This window comes from Leptospira congkakensis, from assembly GCF_004770265.1.
Taxonomy (GTDB): domain Bacteria; phylum Spirochaetota; class Leptospiria; order Leptospirales; family Leptospiraceae; genus Leptospira_A; species Leptospira_A congkakensis.
In genome coordinates, this window is sequence record NZ_RQGQ01000016.1 from 483,259 (window position 1) to 508,848 (window position 25,590).

16 protein-coding genes are annotated in these 25,590 nt (G+C 35.8%); 9 read left to right on the plus strand and 7 right to left on the minus strand.

Annotated elements, in window-relative coordinates:
• Nucleotides 1-34: 34 nt before the first annotated feature.
• The 5 genes from EHQ70_RS12635 (at nt 35) to EHQ70_RS12655 (ending at nt 12,850) form a co-directional block, all read left to right on the plus strand.
• Complete coding sequence (locus EHQ70_RS12635; protein WP_135586924.1) at nt 35-853, plus strand: sigma-70 region 4 domain-containing protein; 819 nt, start codon at nt 35-37, stop codon at nt 851-853.
• 63 nt (nt 854-916) lie between these two features.
• Nucleotides 917-1,258, plus strand: coding sequence for an STAS domain-containing protein (locus EHQ70_RS12640; RefSeq protein ID WP_002989181.1), 342 nt, complete (start codon nt 917-919; stop codon nt 1,256-1,258).
• Nucleotides 1,259-1,279: 21 nt separating this feature from the next.
• Entirely contained in the window at nt 1,280-4,315 is a 3,036-nt protein-coding gene (locus tag EHQ70_RS12645) for an LIC_11026 family protein (RefSeq protein WP_135586926.1), read from the plus strand.
• A gap of 7 nt (nt 4,316-4,322) precedes the next feature.
• Nucleotides 4,323-4,910, plus strand: a complete 588-nt coding sequence (locus EHQ70_RS12650; RefSeq protein ID WP_135586928.1) for a DUF1318 domain-containing protein — start codon at nt 4,323-4,325, stop codon at nt 4,908-4,910.
• On the plus strand, nt 4,907-12,850 hold the full coding sequence (locus EHQ70_RS12655) for a biopolymer transporter TolR (protein ID WP_425270034.1): 7,944 nt from the start codon (nt 4,907-4,909) through the stop codon (nt 12,848-12,850). The genes EHQ70_RS12650 and EHQ70_RS12655 overlap by 4 nt, the downstream gene beginning before the upstream one ends.
• Here EHQ70_RS12655 and EHQ70_RS12660 read toward each other — a convergent pair.
• Nucleotides 12,847-13,932 carry an aminopeptidase gene (locus EHQ70_RS12660; protein ID WP_135586930.1) on the minus strand — a complete coding sequence of 362 codons (1,086 nt, stop codon included), beginning with the start codon at nt 13,930-13,932 and terminating at the stop codon, nt 12,847-12,849. The genes EHQ70_RS12655 and EHQ70_RS12660 overlap by 4 nt on opposite strands.
• Before the next feature lie 3 nt (nt 13,933-13,935).
• Between EHQ70_RS12660 and EHQ70_RS12665 the strand changes: the two genes are divergently transcribed.
• The 4 genes from EHQ70_RS12665 to purM are packed head-to-tail and all read left to right on the plus strand — an operon-like array spanning nt 13,936 to nt 18,198.
• The gene (locus EHQ70_RS12665; RefSeq protein WP_135586932.1) at nt 13,936-15,063 is read left to right on the plus strand and encodes a S1C family serine protease; all 1,128 of its coding nucleotides are present in this window, start codon (nt 13,936-13,938) and stop codon (nt 15,061-15,063) included.
• A 5-nt stretch (nt 15,064-15,068) separates the two neighbouring features.
• Complete coding sequence (locus EHQ70_RS12670) at nt 15,069-16,370, plus strand: pyridoxal phosphate-dependent aminotransferase (RefSeq protein ID WP_135586934.1); 1,302 nt, start codon at nt 15,069-15,071, stop codon at nt 16,368-16,370.
• Entirely contained in the window at nt 16,371-17,180 is an 810-nt protein-coding gene (gene murI, locus EHQ70_RS12675; protein ID WP_135586936.1) for a glutamate racemase, read from the plus strand.
• Complete coding sequence (gene purM, locus EHQ70_RS12680) at nt 17,173-18,198, plus strand: phosphoribosylformylglycinamidine cyclo-ligase (RefSeq protein ID WP_135586938.1); 1,026 nt, start codon at nt 17,173-17,175, stop codon at nt 18,196-18,198. The genes murI and purM overlap by 8 nt, the downstream gene beginning before the upstream one ends.
• On the opposite strand, the gene EHQ70_RS12685 is transcribed toward purM, so the two are convergent.
• Genes EHQ70_RS12685 through EHQ70_RS12710 form a run of 6 tightly spaced genes read right to left on the minus strand, consistent with a single transcriptional unit; the run spans nt 18,191 to nt 25,587 of the window.
• On the minus strand, nt 18,191-20,677 hold the full coding sequence (locus EHQ70_RS12685; RefSeq protein ID WP_135586940.1) for a PAS domain-containing sensor histidine kinase: 2,487 nt from the start codon (nt 20,675-20,677) through the stop codon (nt 18,191-18,193). The genes purM and EHQ70_RS12685 overlap by 8 nt on opposite strands.
• Nucleotides 20,664-21,044 carry a response regulator gene (locus EHQ70_RS12690; RefSeq protein ID WP_135586941.1) on the minus strand — a complete coding sequence of 127 codons (381 nt, stop codon included), beginning with the start codon at nt 21,042-21,044 and terminating at the stop codon, nt 20,664-20,666. Before EHQ70_RS12690 ends, EHQ70_RS12685 begins: the two co-directional genes overlap by 14 nt.
• An 8-nt stretch (nt 21,045-21,052) precedes the next feature.
• Nucleotides 21,053-21,412: a response regulator gene (locus tag EHQ70_RS12695; protein WP_135586944.1), complete on the minus strand. Its 360-nt coding sequence runs from the start codon at nt 21,410-21,412 to the stop codon at nt 21,053-21,055.
• 1 nt (nt 21,413) lies between these two features.
• Complete coding sequence (locus EHQ70_RS12700) at nt 21,414-22,670, minus strand: hybrid sensor histidine kinase/response regulator (RefSeq protein WP_135586946.1); 1,257 nt, start codon at nt 22,668-22,670, stop codon at nt 21,414-21,416.
• Entirely contained in the window at nt 22,667-23,710 is a 1,044-nt protein-coding gene (locus EHQ70_RS12705; protein WP_135586948.1) for a protein-glutamate methylesterase/protein-glutamine glutaminase, read from the minus strand. The genes EHQ70_RS12700 and EHQ70_RS12705 overlap by 4 nt, the downstream gene beginning before the upstream one ends.
• Nucleotides 23,707-25,587, minus strand: a complete 1,881-nt coding sequence (locus EHQ70_RS12710) for a chemotaxis protein CheA (protein ID WP_135586950.1) — start codon at nt 25,585-25,587, stop codon at nt 23,707-23,709. Before EHQ70_RS12710 ends, EHQ70_RS12705 begins: the two co-directional genes overlap by 4 nt.
• Between the last annotated feature and the right edge of the window lie 3 nt (nt 25,588-25,590).

Consider the following 25,590-nt stretch of genomic DNA (forward strand, 5'->3'; position numbering starts at 1 on the left):
TCTTTTGTTTCGGAATGATTTATACATTCCATCCATGTTACCAAAAATACTAGATGAAAAAATTCTTCCTCTCATTCAAGAAGCTAGATCCACTAACGATCTGAATGTTCTAAAAGAACAGTTGCCCATTTGGATGGTCGATCGTTTGGCAAAAAAAAGAAAAATTACAGACGATGAGAGTTCCGAGATGGTGGTGATCATTCTAGAAGTTTTTTCCAAGATGTGGCTTTTGAGTTTGAACTACCACTTAACCAATGTTCTTGGATTTTTTGTTACCTACGCTTTTAACCAGTATCGAAACCGGTTCCGTCACGAACAAATTCCAGAATCAGGGGAACTCTATTTACAATTATGGAACTATGATTCTCCGGCAAACGAAGAAGTTCAGAAAGAACTTTGGGAAGAGGCCAGTCCTTTAAAAGCGGAATTAGAAAAGTTGCCAACGGTGACAGCTTTGATCCTGTCCTTACAGTTTGACCTACCTATGAAACAAAATTTAAAACAACTCCTCCTTTGGAAGTTACGCGAAACAGGCCATGACATTGATATTTTCTTTAGGGAATGGGAGGAAAAAAGATTTCGCCAACACCAGCTTTTGTCCCGTCTTTCCGGTATGATCACAAGGTATACGCGGAAACTTTATGAAACAACTGACCCGAAACGTCGCAGATGGTATCTCAAACAAAAGAAACTATGGATTTTACGTAAGTCTCGGGCTTTCGATCGTAGTTTTTTTTCCGAACGTGAGATCGCAAAGGTATTAGGTATTTCCAGAAAGGCTGTTCGCAATCATTTGTCACAGGGAAAACATGAACTTCGTAGAGTCGGCAAAGATTTATTGCACTATGCATAAAAATATGCTTTACAATCAGCAAAATCGAAAGATGTTAATGGCAACACCACCTTCCGAAGGGTTATGAAAATCAAAGTTACCAGTAAAAACGACGTGCACATCATTAAAATTGAAGGTGCCATCAAAGCCGGAAATGAGTTCGAGCTATCTGAAAAGATTGAACAGTACATCAAAAAAGGCCAAGTTCCCAAATTCATCATTGATTTGAAAAAGGTTCCCTTCATCAATTCAGCTGGTTTAGGAACGTTTCTCAATATATACAAACATATTGATGGCCTGAATGGTAGACTTGTATTTGCGAACTTAAATTCCGATATCGAGAACCTGATGGAAATTACAAAGCTTTCCAGTGTTTTCGAGATATATAAAACTCTGGAAGAGGCTGAAGACTCCTTCGAATATTAATCGCACGAGGCGATTCTACAGATGAATCCAATCCTGAAGGTAAGTTTAGGAATCGCCAAAACAAAAATCTTTCGTGGACTTCTTGTCCTCTTTCTCCTCTATAAATCTGTTTTTAACGTCTTCACGGCAGACCTGATCATCCCTAAATTGGTTTCTCATTTTACTATGGGAAAGATGGAAGGGAGTTTTGGGTTATTTTCTCTCTTTTTTGGAATTGAAATCAACGACTTCAAACTTTATCCAGGGGTTCCCTTCGAGAAGGTTCCTTTGGTGGAAGCCAAACAGGTTCGACTTCGTTACAACCTTCCGCTTCTCCTTTTCGGAAAGATCAAAATTTCAGAAATTGGACTCACAGGGGCAAAAATCCAAATCGAAGAGAGTATGGGCCAGTGGAACTTTGGGGCTCTGGTCAAAACTTCGACAAAACCACAAGAACCAGAACCTGTCTCGGAAGAGATACCACCACTTACGGAAATTAACACCTATCTGCCGTTACAGGCCAGTGCCTACATTCATGTGGATTCAGTAGAGTTCCAATTAAAAAGAGATACGGGGTCCCTTCATTTTTTTTCAATCCAAGACTTGTCTTTGGAAACCGAACTTGAGACAAACCGATTTACATCCATTCCACTGGATCTATCGGTGGTGGATCAAATTGATCATGTCCTTCTTTCTCTCAATGCGGCTCGTCCAATTCCTTTGGACTTAGATTCCAAAGACTTACGCTTGCAACAAACCATTCCTATGTCCTTACGATTTGAATGGGACCGAACGGTATCACCAGAAATGTTTCTTTTGAACACTGATATCGGAAAGGATGATATCCTTTTGGAAGTGAAGGGGAAACCGGTTCAGTTAGGATTACGCCTGTTATCTGATATCCATTATGACAATCAGTTAGACAAAATTGGTATCAACCAATTTGATTTACGAGTGCTTGGACAGTCCTGGCTAAGTTTGACTGGTGCCATTCTCGAAGTTTCCAAAGAAAAACCTAAAGTAAACATTGTTGTTGAAAAGTCGGAAATGCAACTGACTTCACTTCAAAGATCTCTAAACCAACTGAGCGGGATTGTTCCTGAAATGAAGTTATCAGGAGACCTTTCTTTAGCAGGGACAGGCATTCACGGCAATTGGGAAAAAGCTGAGGCCAATGTAAAACTAAAAGCTTCGCAATTGTATTTGAAGATGGGAAATTCAAAAGCACATTCCATTCCATCTGCACTTATCGATCTATCTTCCGAACTAAGTTTCGCCGATACAAAAACTCTAACGGCTGAAAAACCAATTCCTTATATCAAATCTTTAAAGATTACACCATCACATTTAGATTATAATGGTGCTTCTTTAGCATTTCAAGGCGAATATTTAGAAACCAAAGGGTTGGACTTTCATGTAAATATCGATAAATTCCAGTTAGGTGATTATGTTTCTGGACTTGGTGGAAAGTTACAAATGGATCTGGGAGTTCTCGGAGAATCGTTTGTTTCCATCAATATTCATTCCAATGCAAAAATTGATGGTTTCCGTTACCAATTGGATCGTTCGAGATCTCCTTCTTCGTTACTGGGACTAACATTGGATTCTGTTTTGTTGTTTGATCGTCCTTTTGGTCTTTCTGAGATCAAAATCTCAAATCTAAAATTAGATCAAAAAACCATTACTGGAAACAAGGCATTAGAGTTGGATTTAAAAGGGGATTTGCGACCGGGAGCAAATCTTTCTGCCAATTTGCAACCCTTAGGTTTAAATGTTTATACTCCTAATCTTTTGGTGGTATTACCTCTTGTTCTAAAAGAAAAAATCTCTCCTTTTCAAAACCTTCTTGGGAACCAACCTAAGATAAAATTAAACGCTAAGTATACAACCTCCGGTACTTCTAAACAAATCAAAGCAGATTTGGGTGCAGAACTTCCTGGTTTAGAAATTAAAGATCTAAAATTAGCGGCGGATTTATCTTTATCTGGTGCCAATACCGATGAAATATTGATTCGAACTTTGAAGATGAATGCCTTTGGGGGAATTTTCCATCTCTCAACAAATGGTAAATTACTAAAAACCGGAAAACCAAAACCTCCATTAGGGCCATATTTTGGAAATTTAGATTTAGAATTCGGGCTCACTTCCCCCACCAAACAATACTTAGCAAAAGGCGTTAGTTTCCAAGGTGACTTAGGTTTAAATTTAAAAATTCAAAATTATGATATTAACGGTGAGTTCCATTCTAAAGTCCCATCATTGTCGTATAACAATCAAAAGTGTCCTGGGGACCAGTGCCAAGCGTATCTATTGGAAGAGGTGATTGCAAAAATTCCTATCCAACACAATTTAGCACATAACCAAGAAGAAAGTCTTATCGTAGGTGATAAGTCAATATTTATAAAAAACTATGGTCGTAACCATCCTCCAAATCTAACCATCGGACAGGTTCTTGGAACCCATCCCAATATACCCAATTTACCTTTTGAATATGTAAAAAAACAAAAGGATACTCCAGGCCTTTCGGCATTTATCGAATACAAAGAAAATTATGCGAATATAGAATCCTTACGTTCTTATTCATTGGATGGATTGGTTTTAGGAAAAAACTTGGTTTTTAATTTAGGAAATTTAGATCCAAAATCTATGGAGTTCCGTGGGAATTTTCTCATTCGTGATATCGATTTGAAACAACTCATGGCACCAAAAGTTCGGGATAAAATTGACGATGGAAAATTAAAGGCGGATCTCAATATTTCTGTTAGAGATTTGAGCGAACCTGTTGCCAATTTAGATTTGTTTTTTTCCATCTTTCAGATTGGTAGCGATTTCGGGAAAAGTGCATTAAACGTTATTTCTCCACAAAACTTTCTTATCGACCGCATAACAGATAGTTATTCTATCAATAAAATAGATGTATCTTTGTCTAAAGGGTTGGTTTATGCAGATGTATATTTTAACCGATCATTGTTATCTTTATTTATCAATCTTGAAGATGGTAAAATTTCTCAACAAAGAATGCCACTTGCAAACTTTTTGAAACGTGCACAGAACGAAATCCAAACATACCAAGAGTGAGGTATTTATGAAACGTTTGATACTCGTATTTTTTTTATTAGGATGTAAATCCTTTCTGAACTTAAAGGTTCCTCCAATCACCATCACCAATGCACAAACTGCCGCTGAAAAACAGATGGTGGGAGAAGATCGTGAATTAGAGAAAGAGGGATGGATGATTGCATCCATTCAATCCTCTTCCAACGGAAAGTCCAATCGAGAAAGGTTGAGTTCAGAAGATTCAGATTCTGAAATCAAAGCTCATCGAGTGCGTTTAAACTATTTGATGCCAGAATTAAAAAAATACAAACAACATGGTATCGTAGGAGAAACACCTGCCGGATTTGTAAAGTTGAATCCACTTGCCTCTGGTTTACCAACATACACTCAGTATGAGCTCCCCGCTAAACGGAAACGTGTAGAAGATGTAACTGTTTTTTTAAACGAATCTAGAAAAATAATTTGGGAAAAGGAAGTTTCCAATCAAAAGAAAAAAGGCAAAAAAGAAGAAGAATTAATAAAATACAAACAATCGTTAATTGATGAGTATTTTAAATCTGTTTCTGTCGGAGAATTTTATGAAACAACTTCTGGAAGATGGGAGAAATTTCAATGAAACCAGTGAAAAGGTTTCCATCGGTTTTAGTTTTTTTATTCCCTCTTATCTTTCTTAATTGTGTTTTGTTCCAAAAAAGTGTTAAGATGACGAATGTCGATTTTGACTATTCGGCGATTTCCAAAAACTATTTTTCTCCAACACAATCGAAACCTTTTCCATTAACAGTCCAACGTGGAAATAGTTTATACAATTCGACAACTAAAGATGGTAGATATTTATTTTATGCCACGGATCAAAAAGGAAATTTTGATATTTGGTTTCGTGACTTACAAAGTTCTGTTGTTGTTCCTGTAACCAATCACTCATTTTCTGAAACCAAACCCGCCATTTCACCTAACGGAAAGAATTTGGTTTTTGTTTCTGAAGAATTTGATTCAGAGGGCGATTTAATCCTTCTCTCTATGGATACAGAAGAGTGGACACATGAATTATTAAAAGGCAATCGTTTCATTGATGATCGTTTTATTAATTTAACAAACAAACCAGACAAAAAAGGAGAATACGCAAAGGGGATCATAGATACGGATCCAACATGGTCTCCCGATGGCAGTACTATATATTTTATATCGGATCGTTTTTCTCCAGGATTACCAAATCTCTGCGCCATGAAATTGGAGAATCCAAGCCAAATCTCCGCCATCACTTCTAAAGGTGCTTCTTCGCCCTACGTATCCTCTGATGGGAACTTTATTTATTTTATTTCTTATTTTGAAGAAACGAAAGGGGAAGTTTATCGTATCGATTTAAAAACATCTGAAATCCAGAGAATCACAAAAAATGAGTTTTTAGATTTTTCTCCCACTGTAGATTCCAAATCAAAAAATTTATACTACGCATCGATTCGAAAAGATACCAACAAAAATGGTAAGTTGGATGAAAGAGATAATAGTATTCTTGTAATGATGAACTTAACAACTGGTGAAGAAAGAATTTTATCATCAGGCGAAACTTCTAACTTTGATGTTCGGTATTCAAATTTTAATGGAGGTTCGATTCTTTTTTCGGCTTCTTATTTCAACGCAATCAATATCTATTTTATTCCTGAAAATGGCGCCATACCCAAACAAACAAATATTCGTGAACAGTATCAATATGCTAAAACTTTTTCCGGTGGGCAAAGTTTAGAATCTTATTTTTTAGCTTTGGATTCGGTGGAGTTATTTTATTCAGATGACCCATTGTCTCCAGTTTATTTGGCAAGGGTTGCCGTCTTAAAGTATCTATCCCTGATACGTGTTGGAAAACGAGAAGAAGCAAGATTATTTTTGGAGTCTTATCGCCAAAAGGCCAGTTTGGAAAAAAACCAATTTGCCCTAACATTGATTCGATGGGAGGAGTCCAAACAAAATGGTAAAAAATTTGACTTTGTGTCAGAGGTACACTCACATCCTTCTGCGAAGTGGACAAAGGATGCAGAAGCAATGTTGTACCATTTATACGCCGATGAATTGGAAGTTGAGAAAAAAAACAATGTAGCTTTTGACTCTTTGAAGTTTATTTACGAAAAATTTCCAAATTATCACCAAATAGATGAAATCAAGCGAAGGTTAGGTGGATACGAATACAAACCAAATTCGTTAGTTTTGTCTGTATTGTATCAAGAAATGATCCAAGGATGGGAGAACGAAAAAACTCGTTATTTATCCAATCCCTCCATCCCTTTTTCTAACAATCACAAAAGAGACCTTAGATACCTTTTGGAAGATGTAATTCAGAAAGTATCAGAAAATCGAAATAGTGAGTCTTTGATTTTGCATGTGAATGCCTTGTTAGCTGATGTGGAAGTAAATAAAATCTCTCAGTATGTGAACACTTTGAAATATCTAAAAGCGAAAGCGTTGTCAGATGTTCGTAAGTTTAGCGAATCAAATGAAGTTTTGGATTCGATCATTCCGATCCCTATCCAAATAGATTTAGAACCTCCAGGAAAAGTTTCCATTTTTGAAACTCCAACTTTTATTGCTGCGTATAAAAGTCCAATCTTGTTACGTGCTAATTTATTGAAGTATTATAACCAAAAGGCTGCAGGAAATACTTCTGATGCACTTCGTAACTTAAAAATTTATTTAGAATTTTATGATCCTATTTTAGGGGTCGATTTAGGTGCGGAAGATATCCAAAGTGCATTTTTTTACTTTGAAAACAAAGCAGTCGAGTTTGAGAGGATCGGTGATTTGCTCCAGTCCTCTTTTCATTACTTTTTCAATAATCAAAACATGTTTTTGGTAAAAACTCGAAATTTATATTTGGATTCTCTATATAAAGAATACGCAATTTATTACCAACGCAAGATGGTTGATACAATCTTTCTTTATGGAAAAAAAATTCGGGAAGAGGAAGAAAGAGCATTATTAAGCCAACTCAATATTTTAAGCAAAGATAAATTGAATGTTGTTGGGAATTTATCAGGACTCACTTCTCTCGTTACAGATAATGAACTTCTGCGTGGTGTTGTTGATATAAAAGACTTTGAAAAAATCGAAGTGTTGTCGGAAAAAGCACTTAGTTGGACGGAGTTGTATTATAAACAAGCGGTTCCCCGTGCGAGACCATATTTGGATCTTGCAACACTTTATGGATATTCATATTACTTAATCAACAAATACGTAACATTCGAATCTTATTATTATGCTACTGGAACGATGACAGATGTCAGAAAGGCCGAAATTTTGGAAAATTTCAAACGGGCTGAGTTGGAACTTCGATGGATCATCTATGCAGACCCTACACATTATGATGCTTACCAGTTACTTGGTTGGTTGTATCAATATGTTGATTTGATCAAGATGCAAAAAAATCCCAAGTCGGGAGAGATTGACTCTGAAGTATATGAAACACTTTATAAAAAATATTTTCCTGATAAAAATTTAGAAGCAAACATAGAACTTTATAATCAAATTTTAGTGTTTTTAGGTGATGATTACGGGGATCAGAAAGTAGTATCTGACTTAAATCTAAACTTAGGTAACAATTATTTTCTCCTCAGTAACTTTCCGAAAGCCAATGAAAGTTACCGTAAGGTGGAAGATGTTTCTTTATATTTATCTGTAAAAAAACAATTTGAAGGTTATAAACAAGAAGCAATTTATCGTTTTAATTATGGTAAGTCTTTAATTTACCAAGGCCAATACAAAAAGGCTTCAGAACAATTTGCCAAATCAATCGATATATATTTTAAAAATGAATACTACCAGTCCGTGAATGCTCATGCCTCTGAGCCGAATTCGGTGACGTTGGGTCAATTAAATGGAATTCGATCCAAATTAGCCTTGTTATTTTCTCTGAAAGGTCTTTCCGATTTGGAATTTGGAAATTTTGAAGAAGCAATTGTTTCCTTTCAAACAGCAATTGCTTATAATAAAGACGTAAAGTACATCAGTCCAGTAAACTTAGCAAATTATCTTGCCATAGCTTTTCAAAAAAGTGGTCGTTTTCGTGATTCCTATCAAATGTTAAATATTGCCGAAATGGAATATGACTCAAACAAAGAATCGATTCTGCAAAGATTCAAAAAATGGAGTTGGAAGGATATATTTTTTGGAGATAGTTTTCGAGTAAAAGGGGATGGTCGATTCCCCGGTGAGTTCCCGAACGATTTTAAATACCTACTAACACTAGGTATACGGATTGAAAATCACATTGAACAAGAAGAATACTCCGCAGCGTTATCAGAAATTAAAATTAGAAATGATCTAATTACATCCAAGGATTTGGATGATACGATTATTGGAAAAAATATTTTAGCAAAGTCTAGGCAAGTAGAAGCTCAGATTTACCAAAGAAGTCAATTGCAGTTGGAAGCAGTTCGACATTATAATGAATTAGCTGAACTCCTATTCGAAAATCCCTTGAATAAAGGTTTTGAAAAATTATTCCAAAACTATGCATATTCTGTTTTTTCATTACAGGAGTCGGCAGAATTTAATTTAGATACGAAACAAACGGTTTTAAATCAATTTATAGAAAAACTTGATCTTTGGAAAGATAAGAATTTATCTACTTGTCCTGAAAAAGATGAATCTTGTGAGAATGAGTTTAGAATCGCTAATCCAAAATTTGATCTTGTTTACGGAACAACACTATATTATTCCTCTTTGCTTTTGGAAGAGAATGGGAAGGATTTTCAATCGAACTTAGCAAAGTCTGTAGAACTATTGGAAAACCCAGGACTTGTAGACCCTAGAGTGGTTGGATTGTCTGCTGATCCAATTTCTCGACAAACAAGAGTTCGGTTGGGATTGAATTTGTATTCCATTTATATGATGCTAGGTGATATACCTATGGCAGAGAAAAAATGGAAAGAAACTTCGGAACTTGCCTACGAGTTTCGATTGGATGAAGAAATGTTTTGGGCAAATGCGCAAAGATTCAAATGGGAAAAATCCCGTCGTGGGCACGAGCGGAGTTCAACCTATTCTAGTTATGGAAAAGAAGCGATTCAAACATATCAGAACAATCTGGCAGTTCGACTTTTTTCTCCGAAACATCGTTTGGTCGACTTTTTGGAAACTTATTCAGAAGCTCAATTAGAATCTCTTGAATTAAAAGGTCTCGTGAACCATTGGGAAAATTTTAGAAGTTTAGAGTTGTTTAGAGATTTGGTTTCCGCACAATTTGAATTTGAAGATTCTAAGTTAAATTTATACTATCAAGATTTAATAAAATGGGTTAAGGGTTATCGTAAACTCACTCAATCTATTTCAGAAAAAACTTTAAAACGTGAGTCTGTAACGAACGTCCTCAAACAACAAACAAATGAAATTCAAAATTTGGATGGAATTTTGAATAAACTTAAAGTTGTATCTCCAGAAAGATCTACTTTTTTAGAGCCAACTCGAACTGCTGTTGACCATTTCCCAAATGGTTGGATGGGTTTATTTCCATCAAATCAAGCGGTTCATCTTTTATATTCCTCACAAGGGAAACTGAGAAAAGAAACTTGTGAACAAAAAGCAGAAATTCGTTTGTGTTTACCAAAAATAACAGATCCTTCACCTTCTTTGCAAATCATTGGGAAAAAGGTAAACGGGAGTTTGGTGAAATCTGTTTTGGATGGATACAGAAGTTCTGATATATTTCCCGTTCTTTTGTTTGATAGGACTCATAACGAATTATTTTCTGAGCGAAATGAACGAAGACTTAAATGGGTCACTGTTTATGGAGATTTGAAAAATGATAAAAAAGAAACCAACCTTCGTCATTTACCCTCAGGAAATTTAGGTATTTATCTTTATGACACTGACTATTTGGTTACGAATCGTCCGTTAGAAAATCAAACGAGCCTCTTCGGTGATGAAAACTCGTATATTCTTCCGTTAAGAGAAATATTCCAAGGGAATGGCTCTGAAATTTCTGTTATAGGATTAAACGAATCAAATTTTAATACATCCAAACAATGGAATCTTCTTAGCAAGCTATATGAAGTATTACGCTCCAAACGAATTCAAAATATGGTTTCTTATCCAGTAAATATTCATGAAGACTATTCTTCTTTGAGGTTAAGTAAGTTTGCAAAAGACAAAAATCGTTTTTTGATCGGAAACTGGAAAGAGTTTTCGATTTCTAAAGATGGGCTTGGTAAAAAAGCAGAAGAGTTGATGGAGTCTGGTTTTCTTAAAGAAAAATCCAAAGAATTTGTAGATGCTTATGAAAGTTATTATACAGCCTCAACTCTTTTAGACGATGATGATCCTTCATTGCCTTCTTTGGAATTGAAGTTAGCAAAATTAAAAACAGAAATATTCCCAAATGTTCAAAGAAGATCTATTTTTAAACCGCTTTGGACAAAATATACGAATTCAAATTTTCAGAATCAAATTCGTTATGAATATTTAGTTTCCTGTTTATCTTCAAAAGATAAAGAAGATTGTAAATATAACTCTTCTGATTTTATAGGGGAGGAAAAAGATTCTTATTTAGGGGCATTGAGTTTTTATTTTCAACTGCGTAGTGGGAAAGTAGGTGATTTAAATTCTAAAAATGAACTTAGATCGAAGGTTGAAATTAAAGAAGATCCATTTTTGCAAGCGTATCGATTGGGTACTTTGTATATCCAAAATTATATGTTTTATGAAGCTGAATCGGAAACAAACAAACTTTCAAAACTAGCAAAAACGCCAAAAGAGAAAACTGTCGTTAAAAATAGATTTTTAGAATTATACTTTCATAAAGGATTTTTGTTCGGTGATCAGGATATATATTTAACAGCTTTAACATCCACTTCTGCTTACAACTATGGATTCAAAAAAGATTGGAAAAATTTTGATGAAAAAATTCTTTCTCGAGATTTTACAAAGTTTGGTTATGCAGATTCCATTTATGATTCTTATCGTTTGCGCTTGTATTCTGCTTGGAAGGAACAAATCCAAACGGGTTTTTTCGAACCCATGTCGTTGACTCCTGAATACTTAACAAGTGGAGATTCTGTAATTACAAAACTGTCGCACCTTAATAAAACTTTGTTGTTTCATTTGCTTTTGAGCTCCATTCCTTTTCAAAAGAATCAAGAAGTAAACTCATTGATTGAACTTTTAGTAACAGAAGAATTAAAAGAGGGTCGAAATTATAGAACTTTATTCTTTCGAATGGAGTTAGCGAAAGCGTTATTACTTCGCGGTGAATTGGAAATGGCGGAATCTTTAGTCACTAAAATTCAAACCATGAATAAGGAGTTAGGCGAAGGTAATCGCTATTGGCAAGAAAAATGGAGCGATTTTAAGTGGAAACTTGAGTATCTTAAAAATCAATCTTCCAATTCTTCACATTCTAGCCCTTTTTTGAAATTGTTCCAAACGGCAAAGTCTAAAAAACCAGAAGATTTTATTTCTCTCCTAAATGATTTTAATAAAAAATATCGTGCTGAGTATTTGAGTCCTGAACTAAAAGAAGAGTATGAATTTTTATTCCATTTTCTTTTGCAGCAGAGTTTAGAAAAAAATAGTTCTGAAAGTTTTTTTGATTTAGCTGTTGCTCGGGAAATCTTTCGTTTTACTTCAGAACGATTTTCTAATACGGAAATGTATGTAAGGCATATTCCTAACTTCGAAGTTTATTCGGAAAGACTAAAAAAGAAAATGGTTGGGAAACAGGAATTCCACGGTTTATTCGATCTTGGTAAAAAAACATACCTTTTGAGTTTTGCATCTGGCAAGTCACTTGGACGCGAAATGTTTTCAGACAACAAATCCATATACAGAGAATCGGTTCGATATTTCCGTTCGTCTGAATCAGGAAACCAGGAAGTGATTTTAAGAGAATCACTTGCTGACAAATATAGAACAAGTTTTAGATTAAACAAATCCAATCGTCACTATATTTACAGTGCTGGCATTCACTCAGTGATACCGATGGTTTTACCAGATACTGAACATTATGCCGTATCTTCTGTATCCGATTTTCTTTCAAACCCATCGATAAAGTTTAGTTCTATCGCACCTAAAAAACCTGATGTTTCGGTGACTGGATGGAAGTCTTCGCTGGAGAATGAAATTAATGCTGGTCTTCTTGTTTGGGAAACAAACGGTAAAAAAGAAGGATATGCACCGTATAGCGTTAATTATGCGGAAATAGGTTGGTGCCAAAATAACAGTTTGTGTATTGGAGATCGTCCACTGCTTTCTGTTTCTGGTAAGATTGAAAATACTGCCACTTTGTACGTTAATCAAAAAATTGGAACATCGGCTCAATACACAAATGATTTTAGTGGAGTGGCATACTATCTAGGTCGAGAAAACTCGGGATTATTTGTTTTACATTCTGGAATTCAAACCGGTGTTCATAATTTATTCTTTTTAAAACAGTTTTTGCAGATCGATGATCTGCCAAAGCCGTTACACGTTCGTTTGGTGGAAGGAAAAGAAGCGGCACGAAATTCTGCTATTGATGACCGCTTCTGGATTGGATATAAACTTTATACTTCGGCAATGATTGAGGACTAAGGTTTTTTGTTTAAAAACTCTTTGTGTTTTTCTTCGGGTAAATCAAAGAGTTTTTTAACTTCCTTGTGAAAGATTAGAAAGTTTTTTTCTGATTCAATAAACAATGATTCAAAACTAACTTCTCCTGAATGATAACGTAAAGCACCTAAAAAGTCCTCGTTATTCCATTCTCTTGTTAAAAATTCCTTGGATTTTTCCTCTGGAACTAATTTTTTTTGAATCACTTCTTCTTTGAAATTTTTGATGATAGATTGTTTTTGAATTCGTTTTGATTCCAAATCCAAATCTGAAGAATATAAAGTTTTTAATTCTTCTGCATATTTTTTTAAAAGATCGAGTGTGACTTCTCTACGGATTTTATCTTTTTTGAATTTTTGTAGATTGAGACTTGATTCTCCTTCTTTTTTTGTATAATAGATTTCTACACCTTTTTCTTCCACATAACTCGCATAAGATTCGTTCAAAATAGAGTCCCCAGGTAAGTAAGCAGTCGCATGTGCCATTTCATGGAAAACAAGGCCTACAAGTCTATGGTCAGCCCAGGTAAGTTGTGGTGACAAAACGGGATCAGAAAACCAACCAAGTGTCGAGTATCCGCCAATGGCACGGATTCGAGTGTCGTATCCTTCGGATTGTAATTCTTTTTCGAGACTGAGCGCCATTGTTTTATCAAAGAAACCTTTGTAGGGAACGGTCCCTGCTATGGGAAACCACCATGTATAGGATTTGAATTCGAATGCCTCAGACGCACTGACGTTCCATCCAATTTCTTCTCGGTCTAATTTTGTATAGTATTCGAAGCCACCTTTTTCATTTAATGCGAGTTCCCCGATGGCAAAATTTCTTGCTTCTCGGATTAAAAGTAATTTTTGTTTTGTTTTTGAATCTAAATCTGGCCGGTTTAGAATATCTTCTATTTTTTCACGACCCAAGATAATGGAAGATTGTTCCTTACCTAAGTGAAATAAATACGGTAAACACCCATAAAGAAAAATGGGAATCAGCAGAATCGTAAATATTCTCGGAATCTTTTTGGTTCGACAAGGATGGGGAATCGACAAAAGTGGAAGTGGTTTTGGCATTCTATGGAAAGAAAAACTTCGATTCCGCCAGTCGTCTACATTAACTTTGCCCTAGTTTTTGTACTTTTGTTTGCGATCTTCTTTCCAGAAATAAGATCTGCTGTAACAAAACTATTTGCTTCCCCAAAACCGATATCCGCAAGCAAACAGACCCAGGCCATCCAGATCCAAACGAGTTTTCGCAATGTTTACCGCGAAGCACAACAATTTGTAGTTTCAATACGTACGAAAAAAACAGAAATGATCTTTCATCCTTATGCTTTTGGTGAAAGTAGGGAAGACCGGATTTCTTCCATTGGTAGTGGATTTATTATCGATGAAAGGGGTTTCGTAGTTACGAATTACCATGTCATTAAAAATGCAGAAATCATTGAGATCATCATGTCAGATGGTCGTATTTTTCCAGCTCGGTATGTGGGAAGCCATGAACGAGCCGACATTGCCCTTTTGAAAATCCCAAGTAACGACCGTTTTACTCCCGCTTTTTTAGGTAATTCCGATGAAATTGAAGTGGGGGACTGGGCCATTGCTGTTGGTTCGCCGTATGGACTGGAAAAAACTTTTACTGTCGGAGTGGTATCTGCCAAATCACGAGAAGATTTAGATGAGACGGGACAGACTCATATCCAAACAGATACAGCAATCAATCCTGGGTCTAGTGGTGGACCACTGTTGAACATTTATGGTGAAGTCATCGGTATCAACCGAATGATTCGATCCTCTTCTGGTGCCAGTGCCGGGATTGGGTTTGCGATTCCCATCAGTTATGCCAAACGTGTGCTCCGCCAAATCGAACAAAACGTCGGGCAAAACATTCGCCCCGCCACTCTTGGAGTTATGGCCACAGCACCTCTGCCGGATCATCGACGCTCTCTTGGGATTCCTGGGGAAACCGTTGGTGTTTTGGTCTATGATATCGAACCCAATTCCTCTGCCGAAAAGGGCGGACTGCGACGTTATGACTTTATTGAGGGCGCCAATGGCCTCCAAATCCGCCATATCAACGATTTAAGGGAACAAGTGGGACTTGTTGGTCTCGGGGGCGTCTTACGGTTGAAGATATTACGGGATACCCAAGAGATGGAATTATCGATCCCTTTGGTCGAAGCCGCCTATAAAAAAGGCCAGTAAATTTTATGAGAAGAAATATAGTCCACTCGGGTGCTGATGCACTCATTTATGAAATCCGCCAGATTGTAGCCCTTGCCAAACAAATTGAGGTAATGGGAGTCGATATTACCTGGGAAAATATTGGAGACCCAATCCAAAAGGGAGAATCCGTTCCCGATTGGATGAAAGACATTGTCAGTGGACTTGTCGCCCAAAATAAATCTTGGGCCTATACGGCGACACAAGGGGATGAAACCACTCGTAAATTTTTAGCATCCAAAGTGAATGAAAGAGGTGGAGCCCAAATCACATCAGAGGATATTTTATTTTTTAATGGCCTCGGTGATGCTGTTGCAAAAATTTTTGGATTTATGAGAAGGGAAGCAAGGATTCTTGGACCTTCTCCCGCCTACTCTACGTTATCTTCTGCAGAAGCAGCACATTCTGGATATGAACATTTAACTTATGAATTAAATCCAGATAACGATTGGATGCCTGACTTAGAAGACATCGAAAACAAAGTAAAGTATAATGATTCCATCGCTGGAATTTTACTCATCAATCCTGATAATCCAACGGGTGCAGTGTATCCGAAAGAAGTCATGCGTGAGATTGTAAAAATTTGTGAGAAGTATGACATCATCTTAATCTGCGACGAAACTTATGCCCATGTCAATTATTCGGAATGGGGTAGTATTCACTTATCTGAAGTCATCGGTGATAAAGTTTGTGGATTTGCTCTTAGGTCCATTTCAAAAGAATTTCCGTGGCCTGGTGCTCGTTGTGGTTGGCTCGAAGTGTTTAATCGTAAAAACGATCCAACTTTTGAAAGATACATCAAATCTTTGTTAGATGCTAAGATGTTGGAAGTTTGTTCCACAACTTTACCGCAACTTTCGATTCCGGTTGTGTATTCCCATCCTCAATTTTTGGATCATTTGAAATTTAGAAATCAGAAGTTCAAAAAAAGAGCAGAGAAAGCAACTTCAATCTTAACTGGAATTCCAGGTGTGAAAGTCATCCAACCCAAAGGTGCGTTTTATCTAACCGTTCTATTTGAGGATGGAGCCTTAAAACCAAATATGACTCTTCCCATCACAAATACCAAGGTTCGTGACTTTGTGGCACCACTTATGGACAAAGCTGCTCTCGATAGAAGATTCGTGTTACATTTGTTAGCTTCTGCTGGGATTTGTGTAGTCCCTCTCAGTTCTTTTTGTTGTAGTCGAAATGGATTTCGAGTTACTTTACTTGAAGAAGACGAAACAAAGTTTGAATGGATTTATACAACTCTCGCAGAAAATATAAGGAAGTATTTAGCATCCTAAATGAATTCTCGCGGTAGATATAAAATTGGAATTTTCGATTCAGGTCTCGGGGGACTATCTGTAATTCGTACCTTATGGAAAGAAACTTCTAACATTGATTATATCTATTTCGGTGATTTAATCAACTCACCGTATGGCCAAAAATCCAAATCGGAAGTATTGGAACTTTCAAAAAATGCGTTTGAGTATTTAATCGAAAAAGATTGTGAAGCCGTGTTATTTGCCTGTAATACTGCTACTTCAGCAGCCGCAGACTTTCTTCGTGCAAAACAGTCGGTTCCTATATTTGGAATGGAACCAGCTTTGAAACCTGCCGTGAATCAGAACCCAGGTGTCAAAATTGCTGTATTTGCAACAGACCTCACATTAAAAGAAGATAAATTTAAAAACTTAGTATCAGGGTTTCCTGTTGGGACCGAGATACTTCCCGTTCCTTGTGAGGGACTAGCCAAACTTATTGATAAAGATCTTTGGGAAGATGCTTGGGACTTGTTTGATTCTAAAATCAAAACTGTAATCAACGACTGTGATGTTTTTGTGTTAGGTTGTACCCATTATGTTTTTTTGAAAGAACGAATTCTTTACAATTACCCTAAGGTAAAAGTTTATGATGGAAATTTGGGAACCACACTTCATATGAAACGGATTTTGAATCTTCCTGATTTTTTCGAAAATAAAAACCAATTGGATATTCTTTTAAATACTTCGGACTCTGATTACGTTCATCTTGCGGGAAGGATTGCTAAAACAATTACACCCAACCACACTCTTTCCCTAATTAATACCACTACAGGAAAACTTCATGTCTGATTCAAATAAAGTAACATACAAAGATGCCGGTGTTGATACCGAAAAAGGACAAGAGTTTGTAAAAAGAATCAAAGCTAATGTGGCATCTACTCATAACAAAAATGTTTTGGGTGGACTTGGTGGATTTGCCGCCTGTTATGATGTTAGTTTTTTGAAATCATATAACGAACCAATTCTTTTGTCTGGAACCGATGGAGTTGGAACCAAACTTCAAGTGGCTCGACTATTAGATGTTCATGATACCGTTGGAATTGATCTCGTAGCAATGTGCGTGAATGATATTCTTGTAAATGGAGGAAAACCTCTATTCTTTCAAGATTACATCGCTTGCGGTAAACTATATTTACCTAGAATGGAAGCCATTGTTTCGGGGATTGTAAAAGGTTGCCAATTAGCAGACTGCGCACTCGTGGGTGGTGAAACTGCAGAACATCCAGGAGTGATGCCTGATGATGAATATGATTTAGCAGGTTTTGTTGTTGGTGTGGTCGAAAAACAAAAAATGATTGATGGACGAACGATCAAAGCTGGTGATTCGATCATCGGACTAGGTTCTTCTGGACCACATAGCAATGGTTTTTCGCTCATAAGAAGGTTGTTATTAAAAGATGGAAAGTTACCTTATTCCACATCCGAATTAGATTTTTTAAAAGATCATGTTTTTAAACCAACCAAGATATATGTAAAAACGATCCTTTCTTTAATTGAAAAGATTTCGATTAAAGGAATGGTTCATATAACAGGAGGGGGGTTTTACGAAAATATCCCTCGAGTATTGCCTGCTGGTATTGGTGCTGAAATCAATTCTCTTCCAGAAAGTTATGTTTTTTCCAAATTGGAAAAAGACCATTCATTGGATCGTCATGATATGTATGGAACTTTTAATATGGGAATTGGTTATATTTTGGTTGTTGATCCAAAAATAGAGGACTCTGTTTTGGCTGAATTACGTACGCTCGGTGAAGAACCATATTTGATTGGTAAAACCGATTCAACCGGAAAAATTACCATCAAGTAGTTACCGGAAAACTAACCTTAAAGATTGTCCTACCTTGAGTAGATTCAAACTCAACGTTTGCATTATGCCTATTGGCAATTTCTTTTACAAGGTATAATCCGAGTCCAAGCCCGTCACCAGTAGTTTTGGTTGAGAAAAAAGGCATAAATATTTTGGAATGATTTTCTTGCGGGATTCCAATACCTGAGTCTTCAATTTCTACATAAACAATTTCAGATTTTTTAAAACTACGAATTTGTAATGTACCTTTTGTGGCTACTGCTTGTATCGAATTCCAAATGATTTGGCTCCAGAGTTGTACTAAATCTCCTTGAATACACCTAACATTACCACTATATTCTAGGTTTAGAACCAGATTGATATCTCTTAAAAAATGTTCTTTATAAAGTGAAATTGCTGAATGGATTGTATCTGATAATGAATAATCACTTAGTTCTAAATTGGATTGTAAACCAGCAAAGTTTTTTAATGTATATGTGATTTTTGAAAGTCTTTTTACTGAATATAAAATATGTTCTGATGATTGTTTTACAAGTAATAACCTGCGAAGAATTCGGTAGTCTTCTGCATTACGAATGACCGCTTTAATTTTTGTGATTACTGGATTTGAAAGGTTACGAATCCCTGAGTCGACAAAAAGTTCTGCCAATTTTTCCTCTAGCGGAACTGAATGTAGTTTGAAACTTTCGATCATCGATTTTCGCGCTTGCCTATTGGAAAGTCCTGTTAAGATGCGAAGTCCACTTTGATCATTATCAAGTATAAATTGAATCAGTTCATCGATGCGAACACTGGATTCGTGGATCTTTTCTTCTTCCCATTCAGAAATCAAAGTTTCTACAGATGATTTGATCATTCCAATGGGATTGTTGATTTCATGCGCAAGACCGGAAACAAGTTGGCCGAGGGAAACCATCTTTTCATTTTGAATTAATTTTTGTTGTGCTTCTCTTAATGCAAATAACGCAGAATTAAGTTCAAAGTTACTTGTTTGTAGTTCTTTAGTTCTGGCTTTCACCTTTTCTTCCAAGGACCTGTTTAATTCTTTTAATTCAATTTCAGCTGATCTTTTTGATGTTTGATCAATTCCAATCCAAATAATTCTAGATGGTTCATTACGGTTGTCTCGAATGATCCCAAGTCTCCATTCTAGATAAAGAATACGATTGGAAGTTGTTACACAACGTAAGATTAAACTTTCTGCAATTTTCTGAAATTCATTTATATCATCTAAAACTGCTTTTAAGTAATCACGATCTTCGGGGAGTAAAATCACATCTTGAATGTAGTTTCCGATTGCATCGTTTTTTCTAAGCCCTAAAATTGATTCCGTAGCTGAATTGATACTTTCGATAAGTCCTTTTGCGTCGGTTAACAAAATTAAATTTGCAGCATTTTCGAAAACAGTTGTGTTTAGGTTTTTTTCCTGCACTAAAGAGATTTCTGTTTTTTTTGATTTTGTAATATCAAGTGCTACAACATCAATTCGTTTTTCGATTCCTAAAATGTCAAAAGATATGTTAACATAATGTTCTGTCCAAATCAGAGATCCATTAGCATGAATCATCCTGAGTATGATAGGAGAATTACCTGCATACAATTCAGAAATTTTATGTTGGTCTTCAGGAATGACTATATCTTTGAAAAAGTTTGTATTCTCATAAAAGTAGTTTAAACCATATCCAGTGATTTCTTCCATTTTCGGACTTATATAGGATGTTTTAGGTTCAGGTAAGAATTCAATATTATAGATAATCGCTGGAAGTTGATTGTACATAATAAGAAGTCTAACGTTCACATCTTTTATTGTTTTTTGTAATAACTCCAGCTCTTCTAAAGATAAATTTAATTTTTTAGTTTGGATGTTGAAGTTGAATAAAATACATCCAACACCAAATAAAAACATAAATAAAGTGTTTATAATGTAACCTAATGGTCTATAGGACTCTATACTGAATAGATAGGGGAATGTAATTCTCTGTAGCGCAATGATTAGGCAAATTGTTAGAAAGAAAATACGAAATACACGAGGGTAAGATTTAAGTTGAAAAACAATGAGCCCAAATAAAACTAATGTTCCTGCGTTGAAAACGGAGGAAGGTAGGGCTTTCCAAAAAAAACTTAAATCTGTTAAAAGAAATGAAACAAATAAAACATAAATGAAAATGGAAAAAAAATAAATTTTGAATGGGTTGATTCGTTTGCTTGCGATCGGAAAAACGGCCGCGATTAAAAGAAATGATCCAAATATAGTGCAACTTTCAGAAAAGAAGAAAAATATTAGTTCATAATCTTCACCAAATAAAAATAAAGCAAAGTTTCTGAAAACTAAAATTGCCAGGAATATTGCCGTATAACCAAGGCGAACTTCGGATCTTGATTGTTTTGAAAGATAATAAATGATAATCGCCATCGAAGTATTAAATACTACCGAGATGACGGTTACTGCAAAGATTACATTTACTTCAAAAGGTAGCATCGTTTTCGAATAACTCCGCTACCTGTTTTATCAGCTGTTCATTGTTAAATGGTTTTACCATCCAGGCATCTGCACCATTAAATAATGCATTGGAGATAATATCCGGTTTGTTTTCTCCAGATAAAACGATGATTTTGAATTCTGGGTTTTGAATGATTTTTTTAGATTCTTTGATTAGGTTGATTCCGCTGAGACCGGGCATATTAAAATCAAAAATCCCAAGTCGAATGGATGAGTCGGAATTTAGGATTTCGATAGCTTTTTCTCCAGTATTACAAGCTTGTACAGTATGTCCTTGGCTACTTAAAGCCAACCTAACAATATTAAGAACAGTCGGAGAGTCGTCTACTACTAGGATCGATGCCATAACTATGTTTATACTAGCTGTGAAATTAATTTTAGCAGTGATTCGTTAGCAAATGGTTTTACAAGCCATCCTACTGCACCGGCTGCTTTACCTTTGTTTTTCATTTCATCGCTAGATTCTGTGGTTAACATTACGATTTTCATGGATTTTCCGTTTTCGGTTTTTAATGTTTTTTCTGTCAGTTCGATCCCTGTCATTCCTGGCATATTTACATCGAAAATTCCTATATCAAATCCACCTGCTTCTATTTTTTGTAGAGCATCCATTCCGTTATTTGCTGATGTCACTTCGTGACCTTCTGATGTTAATACCAAGTTTAAAATTTTTAATACCGCTGGTGCATCATCTACCGTTAAAATTCTTGCCATTTTATTTCTCCTCTTCTATCAATGGGAATCGAATTGTTAAACATATGTCTTTTGTGTTTTCATTTCTAAAATTGTTTTCTATATTATAAATTTGAACGTTCGCTTGGTGTTGGTCCACGATCTTTTTAACTAATGGTAATCCTAATCCAAAACGGAATTGTTCGAATTTTGCATAACTATCATCTACTACGGAAGAAATTCTAAAAAAAGGTTCGAATACAAAGGATTCAAATTTTTCGGGAATTCCATTTGTCCCGTCACTATTTTGGTAAGCTGGATTGATTACCTTTAATTCTAGAAAATTTTCCTTATGAAAGAATATTAAATAAATCACATCACGGTCTCTTGAGTATTTAATGGCATTTAGAAAAATTTCACGGATAACATATGATAATTTTGTTTCATCGAAGTTGATTTTTTTACCAACTACAGATGTTGGAATTTGACTTAGATTTATTTTTTGTGATTTGATGGTCAAAGCTTCACTTAGAATTTCTGTTTCCTTTTGAATGATCGAGAGTAGTTTTGTTGGTGATTCTTTTGTTTCTACAATCATTTCGTCATCGATGACTGATTGTGAGATGGACATACTGTCGAACATACTTTTGGCGGCTTCGTAATTTTCCGAAAGTAATTCCATAACAGGTTTTTGAATTAAGTAGTTTTTTCCTTCTTCATCTAGTTTGCTTTTAGAAATCAAAATACTTACAACGCTCATTAATGTTCCAATTCCACTACCTTGGAATAAATTGATATTCATTTGGTGGATGATATCAGCTGCAATGTTTTCGTTTTCTTTATGTGAAAGTGATTTTTTCCAATCAAAGATTTCTACCATTCGTTTGTATAAATGGTTTTCTGCCTCATTGATGAATTGGGATTTTTGTTTGGTAAGTAAATACTGAAAAGACCTGTCTAATGTAAATTGAAGATGGTTGAGGTCAATAGGTGTCTGAATAAAATCATATACCTTATGTTGTTTTAGTAACGTTGCCGTAACATCCCATTTGGTTGCGTCGGTAATAAGGATGATGAGCGTGTGTGGGAAATTTGTTGCTAATTCAGAGAGTTTCGTTTGTGATTCTTTGTTTTCAACATCAGCGATATGAAACATTAGAAAATGGAATTTTCCCTCTTCCAATGTTTTAGATACTTCATTTATGGAGTTTATTCTTTCGAATGTATATCCTATTTCTTTTAATGTTTCCAATAGAGCATTCGTAAGTTTTGACTCGAGAACTAAACTATGCGGAATCATAAAGAAGCAACCTCTTTGATTTTGTCGACAATTTCTTCGAGTGCCACTTGATAAGTTACTGCCCCGAGTTCAAATGCTACTTTTGGCATCCCATAAACGACGCAGGTTTCTTTGTTTTGTCCGATTGTGAGGCAACCATGTTGTTTTAATTGTAACAGTCCTTTTGCCCCGTCGCTTCCCATTCCCGTAAGAATGATACCTATACTTTCTCCGGCTATATCATGTTCGGTGGCAGATTCAAACAAAATATCAACAGAAGGTCTATGTCCGTTTTTTTTATCTGTTTGAGAAATCCGAGTGTAATATTCGGATCCTAGTTTTTGAATTTCTAGATGGAAATTCCCAGGAGCAATGTATACATGCCCAGGTTTTAGAAGTTCTTTATCTTTCGCTTCTTTCACTTGGATTTTTAATTCTGTGTTCAGTCTATGTGCGAATAGGGCCGTAAAGTTTTCGGGCATGTGTTGGGCGATTAAAATCGGTGGAAAGGTTTCGTCAACTTCATCGAGTAATTTTCTTAATGCAGTAGTTCCTCCCGTGGAAGAGCCAATGAATATAAACCTTCGTTTGAAATTTGTTTTTTGTTTTGTTTTGTTTGTTTGGGGAGTAAGTGCTTTAGAGTTTAAATGAATGTTTGTTTTGCTAAAGTTTAAACATTCATAGAGTTTAGAAATTAAGTCTTCTTTTGCTTCAACTAAACTTTCTGGTGTTCCTGTTGGTTTGGAAACATAATCGAATGCTCCAGCTTCTAATGCTTCTAATGTAATACTCGCCCCTTCTGTTGTAGAGGAGCTAAACATGATAACAGGCATTGGATACTGTGGTAGTAATTTTTTTAAAAAAGCAATCCCATCCATCCCTGGCATGTGAACATCTAAAGTCATCACTTCTGGTTGTTTTTCTACAATTAAATCTCTTGCTTCAAATGGATTGGAGGCTTCGCCGATGACTTCCCAGTTTGGGTCAGATTCTATCCAACGTTTGATCATACTTCTGACGGATTTTTGATCATCTACTACAATTACCGTATGTTTTTTCATATTGTAACCGACGCTAGATGATTGCTTATTAGTTTTCTTACATCTAAAATTAATCCTGCATGACCGTTCCCAAGAATGGTGCAACCAGCAAGTCCTGTTATGTTTTTGAATATTGGGGATATAGGTTTGATTACGATGGATTGACTTCCTAGAATTTCATCAAATACAATACCCATTTGTTTTTCATGTGATTCAGTGACTATAATATACTTTTCTTTTAAAGTTCTTTGGTCATTTAGGTCTGAGTCTTTACCAAATAACAAATCAATATCCACTAAGGATATTTGATTGGCTCTGTATTGGATACTATGATTGTTTCTATACAATTCATTGATGGGCTCATTGGAAACATACATAGATTCTTTTACATCAACAGAAGGTAAAATAAAATAAGTATCGGACTTTCGAACTACAAGTCCTTCAATAATAGCCAAAGTTAAAGGAACTCGAATGAGGAATGTAGTCCCTTGCCCATAAACAGAAAATACATCCACAAAACCTTTGAGGGTGGTTACATTTTTCCTTACAACATCGAGGCCTACACCTCTGCCTGATAGATCTGTAACTTCTTTTGCTGTGGAAAATCCTGGATGAAATAAAAATTCCCAAACATCTTGATCTTGTAATATTTCTGCTTCTGAATGAGAAGTAAGTCCAAGTGATATCGCTTTGTTTAGAATTCTGTCTCGACTTAAACCTTTCCCGTCATCTCGAATTTCTATCCAAACTTCTTTTCCCGATTGTGTGGCTGTGAGTTGGATGGTGCCCTGTGTTTGTTTTCCCGCTTCTTTTCGTTCTTCTGGAGTTTCTAGTCCATGATCGATGGCGTTGCGGATGATATGTACGAGTGGGTCATGCATTTCTTCGATGATGGATTTATCGATTTCTGTTTCTTCCCCAGAGATAATGAGCTGAACTTGTTTTCCTGTTTTTTTTGCAGTGTCACGAACAAGTCTTTCCATCCTTGAAAAAACACCAGCAATAGGAACCATCCGTAGACTAAGGGTAATGTCCTGAAGGTTTCGAATCAGTTTTTTTAATTGGAGAGCCGTTTTTTGAAAATTCTCTAACTTTAGTTTGGCGATATCGGGATGGTCTGTTACCATTGGTTCCGTGATGACAATTTCTCCAACGATATCTAAAAGTGAATCTAACTTGTCGGTATCAATGCGGATGTCTTTTTTAACGATTGCCTTTTTGTCGTTTTTGAAACTTTCTTCAGGTTTTTGAATGGTTTCTTTGTTAGGAATTCCTAAAGTTGTCTGGAAAAGTCCAAACTCTTCTTTTTGTGTAGGAAGAGATTCGCTGATAAATAAACCAAATTCTTCTTCTACCTTTGGTTTGGAATCTACATTAAATAATCCAAATTCTTCTTTCGGATTTTCTGTTCTGTTTTCGTTACGAAACAATCCAAACTCTGTGGAAGTTGATTCACTGTTAGTTACTTCGGATTCTACTTTTAATGAAACGCGGATGGATTCGTTTTTTTTGTCTAACTTTTTTAAAAATTGAATTTGGCCTTCTGAAAAAAAATCTCCACCAGTAGGAGAAGATTCTTCGTGTTCTACAAGTTCATTTAAATAATCCAATGCCGTGATTAAAAATTCAAGAGTATCTTCATCCTGTGCTTCTGGATGATTCCGTAAATAATCTAAAAGATTTTCTGCAGAATGGGCCATTTTGACAATAGCGGTGAGTCCAAAAAAACCGGAACTTCCTTTTACAGTATGGAAGTGTCGAAATAGAGTATCAAGAAGTTCGCGATCTACTAAACTACCATCTAACGTTGATTTCTCGAAATGCAGGAGTTCTTTTTCGATATTTTCAAGACTTTCCCTTGCTTCCAGTAGATATTCTAAAACGTCGTCTCTTTCCATGGA